A 17,934-nucleotide genomic window follows, 5' to 3' on the forward strand; every position below is an offset into this window, starting at 1 on the left:
AAGGTTTTAGAAAAACTATTTCAAAAAAACCATCTGCAAAAGCGGATGGTCTATAAATGAATATCAAAGACAACAAACTACGCTTTAGCAGAATTTATAAAGCGCTCGCAAGTTGATACATTAAATCAGCGCTATAAGACCAAGTTACACGATTCTAAAAATAAGAACAACCTTTTACAGTAAAAAAATAATAGGAAATAAGTAACAAACGATAAACATACTTATATAAAACTTTGTAAACTATATTTAGCTTCCAAAAACTCATAAATACCATCATCAGACCCTTCTCTACCAAGACCTGATTGCTTAACCCCACCGAATGGCGCTTTTTCATTTGAGATAACTCCTGAATTTATACCTACCATTCCATAAGCTAAAGCATTTCTTACTCTTCTAATCTGATTCATATCACTACTGAAAAAATAGCTTGCTAAACCATACTTGGTATTATTGGCTCTTTGGATAACCTCATCTTCAGATTCAAAACTAAAAATAGCTATAACTGGTCCAAAGGTCTCTTCACAACTGATAACCATACTATCTTGCATATTATCTAAGATAGTAGGCTCATAAAAGTTGCCTCCTAGCTCCGAATTTACCTTTCCACCACAAACTAACTTTGCTCCATTAGTCAGTGCATTATCAACATGAGACTGTACTTTATCGACAGCTGCAGCATTAATCAAAGGTCCTACCTTAACACCTTCATCTAAACCATCTCCTTGCTTAAGATCAAGGACTGCTGACTTCAATCTGGCAATAAAATCTTCTTTTATAGACTGGTGAACAAAAACACGATTTGGAGCTACACATACTTGACCTGCATTTCTTATTTTCGATGCTAGCAAACCTTCGATAGCCTTTTCGATATTAGCGCTTTTGAAGACTATAAATGGTGCATTACCTCCCAGCTCCAGAGAAACTTTCTTAACAGTATCCGCTGCTTGCTGCATTAGGAGTTTGCCAACTCTTGTTGATCCTGTGAAAGTGATTTTTCTGACTAAATTACTCTTCTGAAATTCATAACCTATGACCTTTGAATCCCCACATACTATCTGCAGAAGATTCTCATCAGCTCCAGCCTCAACAAAAAGTTCGCGCGCAGCAAAAGCTGTCAAAGGCGTTAACTCAGAAGGTTTGATAATAACACTACAACCAGCAGCTATTGCAGGGGCTGCCTTACGAGTAATCATCGCAAGAGGAAAATTCCAAGGTGTAATTGCAGCAACCACACCAACAGGATAATAATCCACCCTTCCCTCAGAATTACTAATATTTGGATCAAAAATACGTGAATCTATTCTTTTTGCCTTTTCTGCATACCATTTGATAAAGCTAGCTCCATATCGAACTTCTATTTTTGCTTCAGTGAGAGGCTTACCGCTCTCTAGTGTGATAATCTCTGCTAAATCATCAGAATTTTCTATTATCAAATCAAACCATTTTTCTAATAACTTCGATTTTTCACTTGAAGGAATATTTTTAAATATATTTTGTGCATGTTTAGCTACTAGAATACTATCCTCAACATACTCTGAGGATTTCTCTTCTAAACGACAAATTGACTTATTTGTAGCAGGATTAACTACATCAAAACTTTTTGCACTAGAAAAAGAGTATTTATCTATCACTTTTTTTAGAAGCTTGTTAGACATATTTGCCTCCTAGGTTTATATTGCTTGAATAGCTGTTATCGCAATTGTATAAGTTATATCATCTACAGTTGCACCTCTAGATAGATCATTAACAGGCTTATTTATACCTTGTAGCACAGGGCCAATACTTAATACATTTGCACTTCGTTGGACTGCTTTATAGACAGTGTTACCTGTGTTTAAATCAGGGAATATTAGTACAGTAGCTTTACCTGCAACTGGACTATTTGGAGCTTTTTTCTTCGCTACACTCTCGATCATAGCAGCATCATACTGAAGTGGTCCATCCACCAATAAATCAGGAGCACTTTGTTTAAGCAGCTCTGTTGCTTTACGCACCTTTTCAACTTGAACCCCAGAACCTGATGAACCTGTACTATAACTAATCATCGCAACACGAGGCTCAATGCCAAACTTCTTAGCTGATTCAGCACTTTGTATCGCAATATCAACTAACTGCTCTGCTGTAGGATCTTGATTAACAGCGCAATCTCCGAATACTATCACCTCATCAGGCATACACATAAAAAACACTGATGATACTAGTGATGAATTTGGCTTAGTTTTGACTAATTGTAATGCTGGTCTAAGAACATCTGCAGTAGTATGCTCAGCACCAGACACTAATCCATCAACTTCACCCAAATAAAGCATAAGTGTTGCTACAACTATTGGATCTTTTAGCGCATCTCTAGCCATACTTTCAGACAAACCTTTATGCTTTCTAAGCTCCATCAATGTTTTTAGGTATTTTGTTTCAGCTTCATCGACAACAGTTACAACTTCGATACTCTCAGGTAAACTAAATCCATTCATCTCAGCAACTTTAAAGATTTTCTCTCTATCACCGATAAGTACACACTCCGCTAAGCCTTGTTCATGACAGTTTTTAGCTGCCTGCAAAGTTCTTGGCTCATAACTCTCTGGTAAAATAATTCTCTTTTTGGCTTTTCGAGCCATCTTCAAAAGATGATATCTAAATGCTGGAGGCGACATAACTTGATGCTCAGAGATATCCGACGTAATAGATCTAACTATTGTGTCTCTGTCTAATGATGAAGATATTACTTCTTTGACTTTTTGAATACGCTCTTTATCATCAATAGGTATTCCCATTAGATCTATATTTGCAAGTTTTAAAATTGTATTTACACTTTTATTTTTTGTTATCAGAATTGCTAAACCTGTTTTTTTAGCAGTTTCTACACATAACTCCCTGACTTTATCATTAAGATATTCTTCAGCTGTTAAGATAATTCCTGCTATTTTCATACCATTTTTCGCAGCTAAGCAAATTGTAACTAAGATATCAGATCTATCAGCAGCAGTTATAACCAGAGAATTTGGAGTCAAATCACTTATAAAATTATCAACTCCTCTCGAACACATCATTACCCTTTCAACTCGAGCCTCTAAGCCAACCTCTGATATGTGCTTCAGCTTAAGAATATTTTTGATGTCTAATACTCTTGGCGAAGTTCTTTCTTTATCCCACTCAACCACACCCAAAAGAGCTAACCCTTTTTGTTTAAATACTGATAACTCTTTGAGCTCCTCTATACTTACATGCTGTTGTTTGTCATATGTAATATCTTCTTCAGTCAAACTAAAACTAACCCTTCCATCATCATCATAAGGTGCATTTAACTTTGTAATTACAGCACCCATAATGTTAACTTGCTTGGGTAGGCTTCGCATAACATAATCAAGCTCATCATTGATATCATCTATAGGCTTATTACCATGGTATGAAGCTATTATCACTTCCAAACCAAGAGCTTTTATAATCTCTATATTCAACTCATCAACAACCGCATTGATTGGATATAATCTATGGTAGTTATTACCTTGCCTAAATAGGCCCGATATTACAGCAAAATCCGAATCTTGACACTTCTCATAAAACTTACTTATGACTATTTCAACATAGTCTTTTACACGATTATTAAGCAAATACGATTCTATCTGTTCAATGCTCATACCCATATCGTAAATAGGATGAAATGAGCCAACTTTTAATCCTTTCTGCTGTAATGCATATACCACGCTACTTGCCAAAATTCTAAGACCCGTATGTTTTGATGTTGGAAGGATAAATATTGATTTTTTCATAGCAAACTCTTATACCAAACTTTGTGTTTCTTGAGCTATCATAAGCTCTTCATTAGTTGCAATAACCATTATATTATGACTATTCCCCGTACTTATAAATGTTTCTGATTTCACATTTTTAGCATCATCTATCTCAAAACCTATATTCGCTAACTTAGAAACTACACTTTCGCGAATATTAATAGCATTCTCGCCAATCCCCCCTGTGAAAACCAAACCATCAAAGTCTTTAAAATAGATCATATAGCTACCAATAAATTTGGCAATCCTATGACAAAATATTTCAATAGCTAGCTTAGCTAGTTTATCGCCTCTATCAGCAAGCTCAGAAACCTCTCGCATATCACTATGACCACAGATTCCTAATAGACCACTTTTTTTGTTTAGCATATTTGTGATATCTGCAATACTCCAGCCAAGATTATCTGAGATATATGCAAAAACACTAGGATCTATACAGCCAGAACGAGTTCCCATGACAAGCCCATCTAATGGAGTAAGCCCCATACTTGTATCGATGCTTTTACCATTAACAACAGCTGTAATACTGCAACCATTGCCTAAGTGAGCAACTATCACATTAGCAGCATCTTGATTTAATATTTTCGCAGCTTGTTGAGAAACGTATTTATGTGAAGTTCCATGGGCGCCATATTTACGTATATTATGCTCACACGTTAGCTCTCTAGGTATCGCATACTCTGCAACATACTCAGGCATAGTTTGGTGAAATGCTGTATCAAATACTGCTACTTGAGGTAGATTCGGAAAAATCTGCTGACAAAATGTGATACCTTCAATATGCGCTGGATTATGTAGAGGTGCTAAAGGTATACAATCTTTTATCTTCTGTAATGAATCTTTGTCTATAATTACAGATTTTGAAAAATATTGGCCCCCATGAACTACTCTATGACCAATCGCAGAAATTTTTTCTAAATAATTGTTCTCTACCAAAAAATCTTTTAAAAGCTCAAAAATATCTTTGTACTTACCACTTTCTATAAGCTTATGAACTTTCTGCTGAGCTTTAAAAGTTATCTTACAATTACTAGCCCCGATATTCTCGGCAAGACCTGTAACAAGTGACTCTGATGTTTGGGGATTCATAAGCGCAAATTTGACTGATGAGCTCCCACAATTTAAGACTAATATGTATGACATAAATGAATTGAAGAATAAAATAAGAAGTAACTATATTATATAATAATCTTGTGAGTAGTGACAGTTAGTACACTATATTTCGATATGATTCTATATATGATTAAAATGGTATATCATCATCAAAGTTTGATGAATTAATCTCAGCAAAATCAGGCATTTTATCCTGTTTTGGTGCTGGTTGCTGATTATTTTGAGCAAAACCATTATTAGGCTGTTGATTAAAGTTGGGATTAGGGTTGTTTTGGTAGTTTGAACTACCCTGAGAATTACCACCACCAACAAACTGGAAATTACTAACAACAACTTCTGTAGTATATTGCATATTACCGTTTTTATCTTGCCACTTGTTAGTACGAAGCCTACCTTCTATAAAAAGCTGTGTACCTTTATTTGCATATCTTTGGATAGCCTCTGCAGACTTACCAAACACAACAACTCTATGCCACTCAGTGGTTATATTTTCACCCATACCATCATTAGTTGCGATACTTAGTGTAGCTACTGTAGTACCGTTTTGAGTAGTTCTAACTTCTGGATCATTACCTAATCTACCTAACAAAATAACCTTATTTACTGTTCCTTTGGCCATCTTTAACTCCTATATTATTTTAATATTTCTAATAATAAAGCTTACAGTAAAAAAGTTTAAGAATAAAACTTATCTACTTAAATTTTCCCACTAATTACAAAATTTATCTCATCAAAATCAAAGCCATTATATAAGAGATAATTAATCGCTTTTTGCTTTAATTTCAAATCTTTTTGTAGCTTACTTAGATCTTTATATTTCTTATGCAAACACTGATGACAAATATCAATCCAGTCGACCTCAGCCTCTTGTAAAAAAACCTCTACTAATTCTTGTGACAAACCTTTTTGGTAAACAGCTGTATTTATAATTCTTCGTTTGCCTCGATACTTAGCAATTTCACTCATTATAAACACTCGCGCAAATCTCTCATCTGATAGCCACTTATTCTTTTCAAACTCATCTAATAGAGCTACTATTTGATCGCATGAAATATTATCACGAGTCGTAAGCTTATCAGAAAGTTGTTTGCGGGAATAATCTTGCTTAGCAAGTAGATATAAAAGATAATTTTTCTCTTTAGATAAGCTCATCTTGTGTAGCTTGTTTCGACTTAGATTGCTTTGCAGGTTTAGACTCTTCTTGAGGTTGTTCTTCTACAGCATATTTATGTGGCAATAAAAGTTCCAAAAGAGCTTTTTCTATCTCATCACGTTCTACTGTATTTTCTTTAAGGTAATCTTTTGATTTTTCTTTACCTTGACCAATCTTTTTACCTTTATAGCTATACCAAGCGCCAGACTTCTCTACAATTCCATGTTTAGCACCAAGGTCAATAAGCTCTGCTTCAAGCGAAATACCTTCTCCATAAATGAGCTCAAACTCAGCTTGCTTAAATGGAGGAGCAACCTTATTTTTAACAATTTTAACTTTTATTTCATTACCATTAACATCTACACCATCTTTAATAGCTCCACCCTTTCTAACTTCTAACCTAACAGAAGCATAAAACTTAAGAGCATTACCACCAGTAGTAGTTTCAGGATTGCCAAACATTACCCCGATTTTCATACGTATTTGGTTAATGAACATTACCAAAGTGTTTGAGCGTTTGATATTTGCTGTTAATTTTCTAAGCGCTTGAGACATTAGTCTTGCCTGAAGGCCCATGTGAGAGTCTCCCATATCACCTTCAATCTCTGCCTTAGGAGTAAGTGCTGCAACAGAGTCTATTACTACAATATCAACTCCTCCAGAACGAACTAACATATCTGCAATCTCTAATGCCTGCTCACCGGTATCTGGCTGAGAAACTATCAGATCATCTACATTTACACCCAAAAGCTTAGCATACTTAGGATCTAGAGCATGTTCTGCATCAACAAAGGCTGCTGTACCACCTTGTTTTTGGCACTGTGCAATTGCTAAGAGAGTAAGCGTAGTCTTACCAGATGATTCATGTCCATATATTTCAATAATACGCCCTTTAGGATATCCTCCTATGCCCAATGCAACATCAAGAGCAATAATACCTGAAGGGATAACATCTATATCATGAGCTGTCTCTTGATCACCCAATCTCATAATAGAGCCTTTACCAAACTGCTTCTCAATCTGTGAGAGCGCTGACTCTAGAGCTTTTTCTTTACTCATAACTAACTCAAACTCCTATTGTAATCTTAGTGTTGCTTATCATCGACAGGCTTTTCTAATGAATCCTGATACATAGCATCAAAATTCACAGCTGATAAACAAAGCTGAGGGAAACCGCCACTACTGACTAAATCAGAAATAGCTTCACGTGCATAATGGTACAAAATATTTGGGCAAAATGCTTTTTTTGCATGCTCAATTTGAGCCTCTTGCATATTTGATACTGTAAAAATACCTGCTTGCTTAACCTCTGCCTCAAAAGCAACCATACCTTCATTTTCAACCTTCACTTCAAGAGTTAAAATACTTTCATAAGTATTTTCTTCTGGTAGCTGTGTCGCTTCGATTTTCAGATCTGTATGCAACTCTGGCTTCCATGCTGTAGTCCAGATTTTATCAGAATTAGGAATAGAGAAAGACATATCCTTTACATAAACTTTTTGAATTTGAAACTGTGGTTGTGCTTGCTGATCCATTCTATGATCCTTAATATTTTTATTTTGATAATGATTTAACAGGGTAACTTGCCTGTAGCCATGCTGATAGACCACCTTTAAGTACAAAAACTTGTTCAAAGCCTTCCTTGCGTAACTCATGCATTGCTTTTTCGGCACCGTCTCCATATATAACTATAGGCTTAGACTTGTACTTAGCTAACTTTTTATGCTTTTGAGCAATTTCTTCTAACTTGATATTATGAGCCCCAATTATATGAGCACTCGCAAAACTCTCTTGATCTCTTGTATCTAGATATACGCCTTTACCTCTATTTACAGTAATAACAGCATCCGCAACAGACAAGGTATATTGAGCTTTTTTAGTTTGAGTCAGCTCAAAAATTATATAAATTGCTAACAGAAGTATAAAAGACAAACAAAACAATAAGTTTTGCGATACAAAATAGCCTAAATTTTCCATAATTTGAATTTTCTTTTTTATTTAAATATTATTGACATCTAAGCTAAGATTATACATAGCTTTATACTTAAAAAAAAGCGACTTTTAATTGTTATAAGTTTAAAAGAGATACTAGAAAAAATATATTAGAATTATATTACAGAGACTAAATTATTGCATTTTAGCAATAACATCTTTAGTTACATCAATACTATCAACATTATATAGGCTCATCTCAGCAGGTAAGATAGCATCTAATTGCTTATCTTTAGCAACTTGCGCAGAAGCTTTAGTCAAAGCATCTTTGAATGCATCAGCATCATCAGAAGCCATTTTTTGAACTTGATTCATTAGATCTTGGTATTCTCTCATTGCTTTCTCAAGATCAGCCTGAGCTTGTTGTTTATCTTGACCTTCTACCTTATCAGCTGCTTGAGCATCTTTAGTATCACCTTTAGAATCATCTGCTTGAACATCATCTTTTTCTTCAGTATAAGCATTTACTTTTTGTTGTAAAGATGTGATGTTTTGCTTAAGTTGATCCATTTGTGGTTTCAATTTCTTCTCATCAGCAGTAACTTTCGCTTTACCTAAAGGTGAAGTCTCAAAGATATCTTGAACATTAGCAAAACCTACTCCACCAGCCATAGCAGTAGTTGCAGATACCATTAGACCACCAGCGATCATTGCACCTAATATAGTCTTTTTCATAATTTCCATTCCTTAGTTATGTTTAGTTTAGAAAACTTAGTATAATATCGATTATAATCATGGTTATTATATGTTTCAACACTTAATGTATTTATTTTAGACTAAAGCTTGTTTCTGAAAGCGCCTTATAATAAACACTATTTCCTAACTTATTTGACACTGCTGTCAAAAAGTCTAATGGCTGTGTATAGTCAACAATATCTATATTGTTAAACTTATCACGTTTAATTTGACTGACTGACGCAAAACCATCAATCAGCCCCATATTTTTTGCTTGAATACCACTAAAAGGCTCTCCTGAAAATGTTGTATTCATAGCTTTATCTTTCAATCTGTCACCTCTTGATTGCTCAACAGCCCCTATAAATACTTGATGCGTTTCATCCAAAAGCTTATTAAATTGTGCTGTTTGCTCTGGTCTTTTTGGAGAAAAAGGATCTAGAAAGTCCTTATTAGAGCCTGATGTGTATGTTCTACGTTCTATGCCTAGTTTATCCATAAGCCCAGTAAAGCCAAAACCACTACCTATAACACCTATTGAACCAACAATTGTCATTTTATTAGCATAGATATCTTTTGCACCGGCAGCAATATAGTATCCTCCACTTGCACAAACATCTGTACATACAGCATACATAGGGATATTTGGGTATTTTTTCTGCAGATATCTCATATGAGAATATATCTCGTCAGATTGTACAGGTGAGCCTCCAGGACTATTTATTTCAACGATCACACCTTTAACCGCCTTACTAGCATAGGCATCATCTAAACTTTTATTAATCCTTTCTGCATTTGCCTCGGCATCTTCGGCTATTACACCATCAACTTTGACTAACCCTATGTGAGATGTAAGCTCTTTTGATGAGCTAAATAAGCCAGGTATAATCATAACTAAAACAACCAGAATAATTAGAGCTCTAGTAAAAAACTTCCAACGTCTCTTACTTTTGATATCTTTTAGATAAGCTTGAGCTAACTTTTCTAGCGTCTCTTTGGAAATGTTATTTTCCATTTTATCTCCATATTTGTTAATATTTTCTCAACAATTTTAAATCTATTTGTAATAAAATTATACTGTTTAAATTTAAGGGTAACTAAAATGTCAGTATCACTTGAAACCAAAGCAAAAAAACTAGGCTTAGACAATATTGAAAAACATATATTCCTATGTTGTGATCAAGAGAGACAAAAATGTTGCGCAGGGGATGTTTCATTAAAGTCATGGGAGTACCTAAAAAAGAGACTCCAAGAGCTAAAACTATCACAAAATGGCCATATCTATAGATCAAAAACATACTGCCTAAGAGTTTGTCAAAATGGTCCAATAGCAGTAGTACAACCAGATAATGTTTGGTATCACTCTTGTACTCCAGAGGTTCTAGAAAAAATCATCCAAAAGCATCTAATTGGTGGCAAAATTGTCAAAAAATACGCTTTTGCAAAAAGAGAGCCTTAAAGTACTAGGCTTGGTTTTTGACAACACATTATACAAAAATCTCTCTAAAATGACTCTTTGGTTTAAATTATCTTTTTTAAAAAATATAGTTATCAAATTATTGCTATACATATAAGCAAAAGATATGCTGAAAGTAGTTTCAAAATTCATTTTAACTAAAAGAGGGATTTATGAGCAAGAATATTAATGGTAAAAAAGTTTTCGATACCGCTAAAGATGCTACTAATGTGGCTGAATATGTAGTATCAAGATTAGTAGATTTAGGAATAGATCATTCATTTTCGGTGCTCGGAGATTTTGCATTTGCACTAGATCACGCACTTATCAATAATCCAAAACTTAATAATATCGTAAATGCTAACGAGCTTAATGCTAGCTATGCTGCAGATGGTTTTGCCAGAGTTAATGGAGCCGCTATCTTATGTACTACTTATGCTGTTGGTGAATTGAGCGCTCTAAATGGTGTCATGGGCTCAAAAGCAGAGAACTTAGTTGTTTTTCACTTAGTTGGTAGTCCAAATGATGCAGCGGTTGGAAAGAAAAAGCAAGTTCACCATACATTGGGAGATGGCGTTTTTGGAAACTTCTTTGACTTATCAGCATCTGCAGCCTGTGTCTCAGCGGTCATCACCCCTGAAAACGCTCGCAGAGAAATGAATAGAGTCATAGCAGAAGCATTCAAATACCGTAAACCCGCCTACATAAGTGTTTCATTAGATGGTGGCAATCGTCCTGTCACAGACATAACACCAGATAATATAGACTGCAGTTATCTAAAGACCAATCCTCAACAGCTTGAGCTAGCTGTAAACCTAGTGTTAGAGCGCCTAAATAAGGCTAAAAAAGTTGTTGCTATCCCTGCTATTAAATTAGACAGATTTGGTGTAACCGAGAAAGCTATCAAACTAATAGAAAAGTTAAACATCCCTTTTGCTATTATGCCTCATGATAAGAGCGTGATATCTGAAACACATCCTAACTATATAGGATTCTATGCTGGTTTATTATCGGACACAAATACAGCCGAGATAGTTGAAGACGCTGATCTTGTAATTAATTTAGGCGACGCACTATGGTCTGACTTTAACACTGCTGGATTTACTAATAATTTGGACTTAGATAAGGTTCTGAATTTAGGACCTTTATTTGTCGAAGATAAAAAGACTTATCTAACTGATATCTATTTATCAGAGCTACTTGATGCTTTATTAGAAAAAGCTGATAGCATAAACTATCGCCCTGAATACTCCAGAATGACAATACAGGATACTCCAATAACACAAGAAAACCTAACGCTTAGCGTGCTATACACTCAAGTTTTAAAATTCTTAAAAAACACAGATAATCTTGTGGTAGAAACGGGCTCATCTTCTCTTAATATGCCAAAATTACCTTTACCTGAAGGTGTAAAATATCATAATCAAACGTTATGGGGCTCTATTGGTTGGGCAACACCAGCTACTCTTGGCGTAGCACTAGCTAATCCTGATTCTAGAACAGTATTAATTACAGGTGAGGGATCTCATCAATTAACACTTAATGAAATAGGAGTAATGGGAAGATATAAAATAAACCCTATTATATTATGCATAAACAATGATGGTTTTATGGTCGAAAGAGCGTTAGAGTTAGACCCTGATCCAAGCTATGATGATCTCGCTCAATTAAACTATAAAGATTTACCTAAGGCTTTTGGCTGTAGTGATTGGCTAACAATCAAAGTGAAAACAGGTGAAGAACTAGCACAAGCACTCAAAGAAGCTAGAGAGCATAAGAGCGGTGTATATATAGAAATTATTACAGGCAAGTATGATTATGGTAATGCACTTGATTTCTTCAACAGCCACTTAAAAGAAATGTACGGCTAAATTAGTAGTTATTTCTTGGCATACGCTTTATCTAAAACTTTTCTAAAAGAAACTCCTTGTATAAATATTGATAGTAACACTGCTATATAAACTATTGATGATGCGTGATCACTCCTGTACTCAATAGGTATTGTCAAAGCTAAAGCTATGGACACCCCACCTCTTAGACCTGCCCACGTTATAACAAAGCCATTTTTCCAAAATTGATTCTTGGTAGATCTATCAACCAAAAACATAGAAAAAATAACACTCAAATAACGAGCAACTAGCGCTATAATAAACAATATAGCCCCTGCTATTAAAACATTAACTGAAAAAGACATTTTTAGAGCTACTATTCCAATTAGCACAAACAGAAAAGTATTCAAGAGTTCATCAACAATTGCCCAAAAACTTGAGAGCCCCTTTCTTGACTCTTCAGAAATCTTACCTCGAGGCTTAGAGTTGCCAATCACCATACCACAAACCACCATTACTAAAGGCTCAGAGACTTCTATTCTAGTTGCAAGCCATGAACCTACACTAACTATTGCTAATGACATGATTATAAGCGTATGGGTATCATCAGAGTTAGACATCACTCGAGCACCAAAGAAGCCAAGTATCATACCTAAAACAATACCTCCAGCTCCTTCTTGAAAAAGCATTATTACGAACTCACTGATACTAACATTTTGATTAGAGTTGGTGATTATCGACAGCAAAATTAAGAATAATACTATAGAAAACACATCATTGAATATAGCTTCGCCAGATAGTATCGCCTTAACCTTCTCAGGAACAGCCTTTGTTGATTTAAATACAGCAAACACTGTAACAGGATCCGTAGGTGACAATACCGCCCCCACCATCAAGCAATGCACATAGCTAATATTAACACCTACAACTAAAGGAGCCATAAACCAACAAAGTGTACCCATTATAAAGGCCGTAACAACGACACCAAGACTAGATAAAACAGCTATCGGTAATGAAAATTTCCTAATTTTTGAAAAGTCCAAATGCATTGCTGATGCAAAAAGAAGGTAGCCTAAAAGTACCTTTAACACCAATGTCTTAAAATTAACACTATCAAGCATATCATATACCGGTGAAAAGAAATTTGGCTCTAGTTTTATCAACACCAATAATGATAATGATATAAAAGCACTAAGGGCTGTAAGACCTATAGATTTAGGTAAGCCTAAAAACCTTAAATTAAAATAACTTGAATATGCTGCTATAACACAAAGTAAAACAAACAATGAATATAAACTCAAAATCAAGCACCTCTCTAGTTGAACAACTAACAATTTTGCAACTTATTATACTTGTTAATTAGCCTCATATGTATCTTAATCCCCAAATATAAAGCCCCTTAGAAAAAGGTAATATATTAAGATTTTGAGTAAGCCACCTTATTGTTATACAATCTATCAAGAAGTTTTTTAAAGGTCACTCCCTGTATAAATATTGATAAGAAAACAGCAATATAAACAATCGAGAATGAGTTTGTCTCTCTATGGGCTAACGGTATAGATAAGGCTAATGCTATAGAAACTCCCCCTCTCAACCCAGCCCATGTGATAATAAGATTATTCCTCCAAAAGTCTACACGCTTCTTCCTTTCAGTGAGAAATAGAGAAATAATCACACTACTGTATCTAGCAATAACAGAGATAACGAAAACAACAACTCCTGCCGCGATAAAATACCAAGAAGGATTCATCTCAAGTATCTCGATACCAACTAATACGAATAAAAAAGCATTAAGAAGCTCGTCGATAACCATCCAAAAGTTAGTAAGGATAGCCTTTGACTCTACAGACACTCGTTCTTGTGGTCGAGAATTCCCTATAACAATACCTGTTATAGCCATAGCTACAGCCTCGGAAACATTTAAGTATGTCGCAAACCAAGAGCCAAAACTAACAAATGCAAGAGAGACTATAATAAGTGTATATCCATCATCTAATCTACTCATTAATGTTTTTGCCAAGTATCCTAGAAGAGCACCTAGTAAAGCACCGCCCAAAATATCTTGTGCAAACATAAAGAGAAGCGTTACCGAGCCTGTATTTTGCTTACCATCTACAACAATAGATAGAAAAAATAAAAATAAGACAATCGAGAATACGTCATTAAATAGTGCCTCTCCTGATAAGATCGTTTTTACTTTCTTTGGTACATTTGTATTTTTCTTAAATACGTCAAATACTGTAACAGGATCCGTTGGTGAGAAGATAGCACCAATCATAAGACAACGTACATAGTCAACATGAATCCCCAGTATATATGGTGCAGCAATCCAGCATAATGTACCTATTGTAAAAGTAGATATTACGACCCCTAAACTAGAAAGTATAAATATACCATACGAGTTTCTTTTTATTTCTACAAAGTTTAGGTGCATCGCTGATGCAAAAACAAGATAGCCAAGAAGGACTTCTAAAACCACTTCCTTAAAATTTACATTGTATAGCAGAGTATAAATAGGAAATAAAGATTTGTGATCAATCTTAAGTAATAGTGCAATTAAAAGTGCTATCAAAGCGCTCAAAACTGTTAACCCAATAGCTTTGGGTAATTTAAGATACCTATAGTTAACGTAACTAGAGAAGGCTGCTATAACACATAATATTACAAATATATAATACTGATTCATTTCAGCTCCATATAAACGGCTATTTTACAATTATAATATTGATTCATGATTTTGCATATTTTATTTAAAAACTTTCTTACTATATAAAGTTTAGAAGTGTTATAATTTCAAAATAATCTTCAGGGCAGGGCGAAATTCCCTACCGGCGGTAACTGTCTAACCACAGAAGCCCGCGAGCGCTTTTTAGATACTAAAAAGGTCAAGCAGATTTGGTGTAACTCCAAAGCCGACAGTATAGTCTGGATGAAAGAAGATCGAAGAAATTCATAAGTAGAACTTAGTAATAGCAACTGCTTTGTTGGCTGTTTGTGTATTATTCGTTTTGCTATCCCTGCCCTAAGTGTAACTAACGATTTTAACTGGGCAAATGAAAAATATTGAAAACTATTATATGCAACAAGCTCTAACTCTAGCGAATAGAGGTAAGCTATCAGTATCTCCAAATCCTATGGTTGGATGCATAATAGTAAAAAATGGAGCCATTATTTCAGAAGGTTGGCACGAAGCTATAGGAGAGGCTCATGCAGAAATTCATGCACTGAAAAAAGCTGGAGACAAAGCAAAAGGTGCTACTGCATACGTAACCTTAGAGCCATGTTGCCATCACGGAAAAACTCCGCCATGTACAGATGCCTTAATTAAAGCAGGCATACAAAAGGTAGTGGTCGCGACACTTGACCCTAACCCATTAGTTGCTGGTAAAGGCATACAAAAACTCAAAGATGCTGGAATAGAAGTCAAAGTTGGAGTCTTAGAAAAACAAGTTCAAGATCAAAATAAAATATTTTTCCACTACCAAAAAACTCAAAGACCTTTTGTATATGCAAAATGGGCAATGTCTCTTGATGGCAAAATAGCTGTAAATGGTAATGACTCAAAAAAAATCAGCTCTAAAAAAGCATTTGTAGATACTCACCAGCTACGCAATATTTGTGATGCAATACTTATAGGAAAGCAAACTCTAATTGAAGACAACCCAAGTCTTGATGTAAGAATACAGCTAAACAAAAAGAAACACCCTACTAGATTTATTATATCCAACAACCTCTTAGAAATAGATAAGCGTTGGAAAGTTTTAGACCAAAATCATGCAAAAACTATTTTTGTTTGTTCAAAGATTTCTGCTCAAGTTGCCAGTGAACTAGATAATCTTGGTATTGAATACTGGCTACTGCCAACATTCCAGAATCAGGTTTGCTTAGACAGCCTTCTAAACAAAATGGGACAAACAGGGATAACAAGCCTTTTGGTTGAAGGTGGTAAAAAAACTCTAGAAAATTTTATAAACCAAAAACTAATTAATGAACTTGTAACATATTTATCGCCTGTTGTAATTGCAGGGTGCAATCCTAAAGAGAAGCTCATATTTCAAGGTGTATCTTTTTTAGGCGAAGATTTACTAATAAATTCATATTTTAAGGAAACTACCAATGTTTAGTGGCATTGTCCAAGAACTAGGAACAATAGAAAGTATAATAGATAAAAGTAATATAAAAACCTTTTGTATAAAGTTTAATAATAGTACAAATTGCAATATTGGTGACAGCGTTGCTATCAATGGCACTTGTCTTACAGTAACTGAAATCGATAAACAAAATTTAACTGCGAATTTTGACGCAGTTCCAGAAACCCTACAAAGAACTAATCTAAATAGCCTAGTAGAAAATCAGTTAGTGAATACTGAGCTTGCTATGCGCTATGGCGATCATGTCGGTGGGCACATGGTACAAGGTCATATTGATGAAACTGGACAAATCATAAATATCACAGATGCCAGCGGAGCATGGCTAGTTGAGATTTCAGCATCCAAAGAATTACTTAAATATCTAGTCACAAAGGGATTTGTGACTATAGATGGTATGAGCATAACTGTAATCGATACTCTTGAAGACTCTTTTACAGTAACTTTGATACCGCATACTATTGAGGTCACTATTGCAAAGAACTATACTAAGGGCTCTATTGTAAATCTTGAAGCTGATGCAACAGGTAAGTATATCTACAAATATATACAAGGATTTAAAGAAAATGTTTAAACAAATAAAAGAAAATATTGAAAACGCAATACAAGCTCTCAAGCAAGGTACACCCGTGGTTGTGCTCGATGATTATGATAGAGAAAATGAAGGAGACTTAATTCTCCCCGGTGAGAAAGCCACAGAAGCTAATATTGCTTTTATGCTTGAATACACAAGTGGTATCGTTTGCTTAGCAATGGATTCAAAAAAAGCAAAGCAGTTAAATCTAACACCAATGGTAGCAGCTGATCAAAATAATAGTACATTTACAACACCATTTACTATAACTATAGAAGCCAAAGAAGGTGTGACTACAGGAGTATCTGCAAAAGACAGAGCCCACACAATACAAGTAGCATCAAAGGCTGATGCAAAAGCTGAGGAGCTAGCTCGACCAGGACATATCTTCCCACTCATAGCAAATGATAAAGGTGTACTTGGTAGAAACGGTCATACTGAAGCAACAGTTGATCTTATGAAACTAAGTGGTTTCAATAGTGCAGGTGTCCTATGTGAACTGATGAACAAAGATGGCACAATGATGAAAGCACCTGAATTAGAAGCATTTGCCAAAAAGTATAGTTTACCTCTTTTAACTATTGCTGAACTTTATCAGTACCGTTTAGCAACTGAAATTTTTGTTAGTCGCTTGGTCGGAACAACTATACCTTTTAAGAATATAGGTGAGCTTGAGATGAGTGTTTATAGGGATAACTTTTCTAATGAAGAAGTTGTGGTCTTGTCAAAAGCCTATCAGGGTGAAACCCCTTTTGTTAGAATGCACTCCTCTTGTTTGACTGGTGATATCTTTGGATCACTACGCTGTGACTGCCAAGATCAACTTCAAAAAGGTATTGAGATGATTGCTCAAGAAGGTGGCTTCTTTATTTACCTTAATCAAGAAGGTAGAGGCATTGGACTAACAAACAAACTCAAAGCCTATAACTTACAAATGCATGAAAATATGGACACTATAGAAGCCAATTTAGCTCTAGGTTTGCCAAGTGATGCAAGAAAATATGACTTAGCTATACAAGTCCTAAAATATAATAAAGTAAATAAGTGTAAGCTTATCTCAAATAACCCTGAGAAATTAGCAGCCCTCAGAAATGTTGATATAGATACAGAGCCTGTATACTGTGAAGCATTTGTAAACTCACATAACAGAAACTACCTAATAACCAAGAAAAATAAAGCAAAACATACAATCAAAGGAATATAGAG

Annotated in this window: 17 protein-coding genes and 1 riboswitch; of the genes, 5 read left to right on the top strand and 12 right to left on the bottom strand. The window is 35.0% G+C overall.

All coding sequences use genetic code 11. The annotated features are described in order from the left end of the window. Positions 1-221: 221 nt before the first annotated feature. The 10 genes from F0R75_RS08295 to F0R75_RS08340 form a co-directional block, all read right to left on the bottom strand. Positions 222-1,655, bottom strand: coding sequence for an NAD-dependent succinate-semialdehyde dehydrogenase (locus F0R75_RS08295; protein WP_149369065.1), 1,434 nt, complete (start codon positions 1,653-1,655; stop codon positions 222-224). A gap of 15 nt (positions 1,656-1,670) precedes the next feature. Next, complete coding sequence (gene pta / locus F0R75_RS08300; RefSeq protein ID WP_149369064.1) at positions 1,671-3,767, bottom strand: phosphate acetyltransferase; 2,097 nt, start codon at positions 3,765-3,767, stop codon at positions 1,671-1,673. Between the two features lie 9 nt (positions 3,768-3,776). Further along, positions 3,777-4,931 (bottom strand): acetate/propionate family kinase, encoded by a 1,155-nt coding sequence (locus F0R75_RS08305; RefSeq protein ID WP_149369063.1) that lies wholly within the window; start codon positions 4,929-4,931, stop codon positions 3,777-3,779. Between the two features lie 100 nt (positions 4,932-5,031). Then, complete coding sequence (locus F0R75_RS08310; RefSeq protein ID WP_149369062.1) at positions 5,032-5,520, bottom strand: single-stranded DNA-binding protein; 489 nt, start codon at positions 5,518-5,520, stop codon at positions 5,032-5,034. A gap of 77 nt (positions 5,521-5,597) precedes the next feature. After that, positions 5,598-6,053 carry a regulatory protein RecX gene (locus F0R75_RS08315; protein WP_013921902.1) on the bottom strand — a complete coding sequence of 152 codons (456 nt, stop codon included), beginning with the start codon at positions 6,051-6,053 and terminating at the stop codon, positions 5,598-5,600. After that, positions 6,040-7,113 (bottom strand): recombinase RecA, encoded by a 1,074-nt coding sequence (recA, locus tag F0R75_RS08320; protein ID WP_013921901.1) that lies wholly within the window; start codon positions 7,111-7,113, stop codon positions 6,040-6,042. Before recA ends, F0R75_RS08315 begins: the two co-directional genes overlap by 14 nt. Before the next feature lie 26 nt (positions 7,114-7,139). Further along, a complete protein-coding gene (secB, locus tag F0R75_RS08325) occupies positions 7,140-7,589 on the bottom strand; it encodes a protein-export chaperone SecB (protein WP_013921900.1) in 450 nt (149 codons plus the stop codon). 19 nt (positions 7,590-7,608) lie between these two features. Then, positions 7,609-8,031, bottom strand: coding sequence for a rhodanese-like domain-containing protein (locus F0R75_RS08330; RefSeq protein ID WP_149369061.1), 423 nt, complete (start codon positions 8,029-8,031; stop codon positions 7,609-7,611). Between the two features lie 150 nt (positions 8,032-8,181). Then, the gene (locus tag F0R75_RS08335) at positions 8,182-8,721 is read right to left on the bottom strand and encodes an OmpH family outer membrane protein (RefSeq protein WP_013921898.1); all 540 of its coding nucleotides are present in this window, start codon (positions 8,719-8,721) and stop codon (positions 8,182-8,184) included. 91 nt (positions 8,722-8,812) lie between these two features. After that, entirely contained in the window at positions 8,813-9,736 is a 924-nt protein-coding gene (locus F0R75_RS08340; RefSeq protein WP_149369060.1) for a S49 family peptidase, read from the bottom strand. 87 nt (positions 9,737-9,823) lie between these two features. On the opposite strand from F0R75_RS08340, the gene F0R75_RS08345 reads away from it, so the two are divergent. Both F0R75_RS08345 and F0R75_RS08350 read left to right on the top strand, forming a co-directional pair. Beyond that, positions 9,824-10,180 carry a (2Fe-2S) ferredoxin domain-containing protein gene (locus F0R75_RS08345; protein ID WP_149369059.1) on the top strand — a complete coding sequence of 119 codons (357 nt, stop codon included), beginning with the start codon at positions 9,824-9,826 and terminating at the stop codon, positions 10,178-10,180. A 170-nt stretch (positions 10,181-10,350) separates the two neighbouring features. Next, positions 10,351-12,048, top strand: a complete 1,698-nt coding sequence (locus tag F0R75_RS08350) for an alpha-keto acid decarboxylase family protein (RefSeq protein WP_149377277.1) — start codon at positions 10,351-10,353, stop codon at positions 12,046-12,048. Positions 12,049-12,056: 8 nt separating this feature from the next. Here F0R75_RS08350 and F0R75_RS08355 read toward each other — a convergent pair whose 3' ends face one another. Together F0R75_RS08355 and F0R75_RS08360 are read right to left on the bottom strand one after the other, a co-directional pair. Beyond that, positions 12,057-13,307: a cation:proton antiporter gene (locus F0R75_RS08355; RefSeq protein ID WP_149369058.1), complete on the bottom strand. Its 1,251-nt coding sequence runs from the start codon at positions 13,305-13,307 to the stop codon at positions 12,057-12,059. Positions 13,308-13,423: 116 nt separating this feature from the next. Further along, entirely contained in the window at positions 13,424-14,692 is a 1,269-nt protein-coding gene (locus tag F0R75_RS08360) for a cation:proton antiporter (RefSeq protein WP_149369057.1), read from the bottom strand. 111 nt (positions 14,693-14,803) lie between these two features. Beyond that, positions 14,804-14,951: riboswitch (FMN riboswitch) on the top strand. A gap of 108 nt (positions 14,952-15,059) precedes the next feature. Between F0R75_RS08360 and ribD the strand changes: the two genes are divergently transcribed. From ribD to ribB, 3 genes are read left to right on the top strand one after another with little or no spacing between them, the layout of a single operon-like run. Next, positions 15,060-16,130 carry a bifunctional diaminohydroxyphosphoribosylaminopyrimidine deaminase/5-amino-6-(5-phosphoribosylamino)uracil reductase RibD gene (gene ribD / locus F0R75_RS08365; RefSeq protein ID WP_149369056.1) on the top strand — a complete coding sequence of 357 codons (1,071 nt, stop codon included), beginning with the start codon at positions 15,060-15,062 and terminating at the stop codon, positions 16,128-16,130. Next, positions 16,123-16,728, top strand: a complete 606-nt coding sequence (locus F0R75_RS08370; RefSeq protein WP_149369055.1) for a riboflavin synthase — start codon at positions 16,123-16,125, stop codon at positions 16,726-16,728. Before ribD ends, F0R75_RS08370 begins: the two co-directional genes overlap by 8 nt. Then, positions 16,721-17,932, top strand: coding sequence for a 3,4-dihydroxy-2-butanone-4-phosphate synthase (gene ribB / locus F0R75_RS08375; RefSeq protein WP_149369054.1), 1,212 nt, complete (start codon positions 16,721-16,723; stop codon positions 17,930-17,932). The genes F0R75_RS08370 and ribB overlap by 8 nt, the downstream gene beginning before the upstream one ends. The last annotated feature ends 2 nt before the right edge of the window (positions 17,933-17,934 follow it).

Source organism: Francisella marina (genome assembly GCF_008369785.1).
In the GTDB taxonomy this organism is placed as follows: domain Bacteria; phylum Pseudomonadota; class Gammaproteobacteria; order Francisellales; family Francisellaceae; genus Francisella; species Francisella salimarina.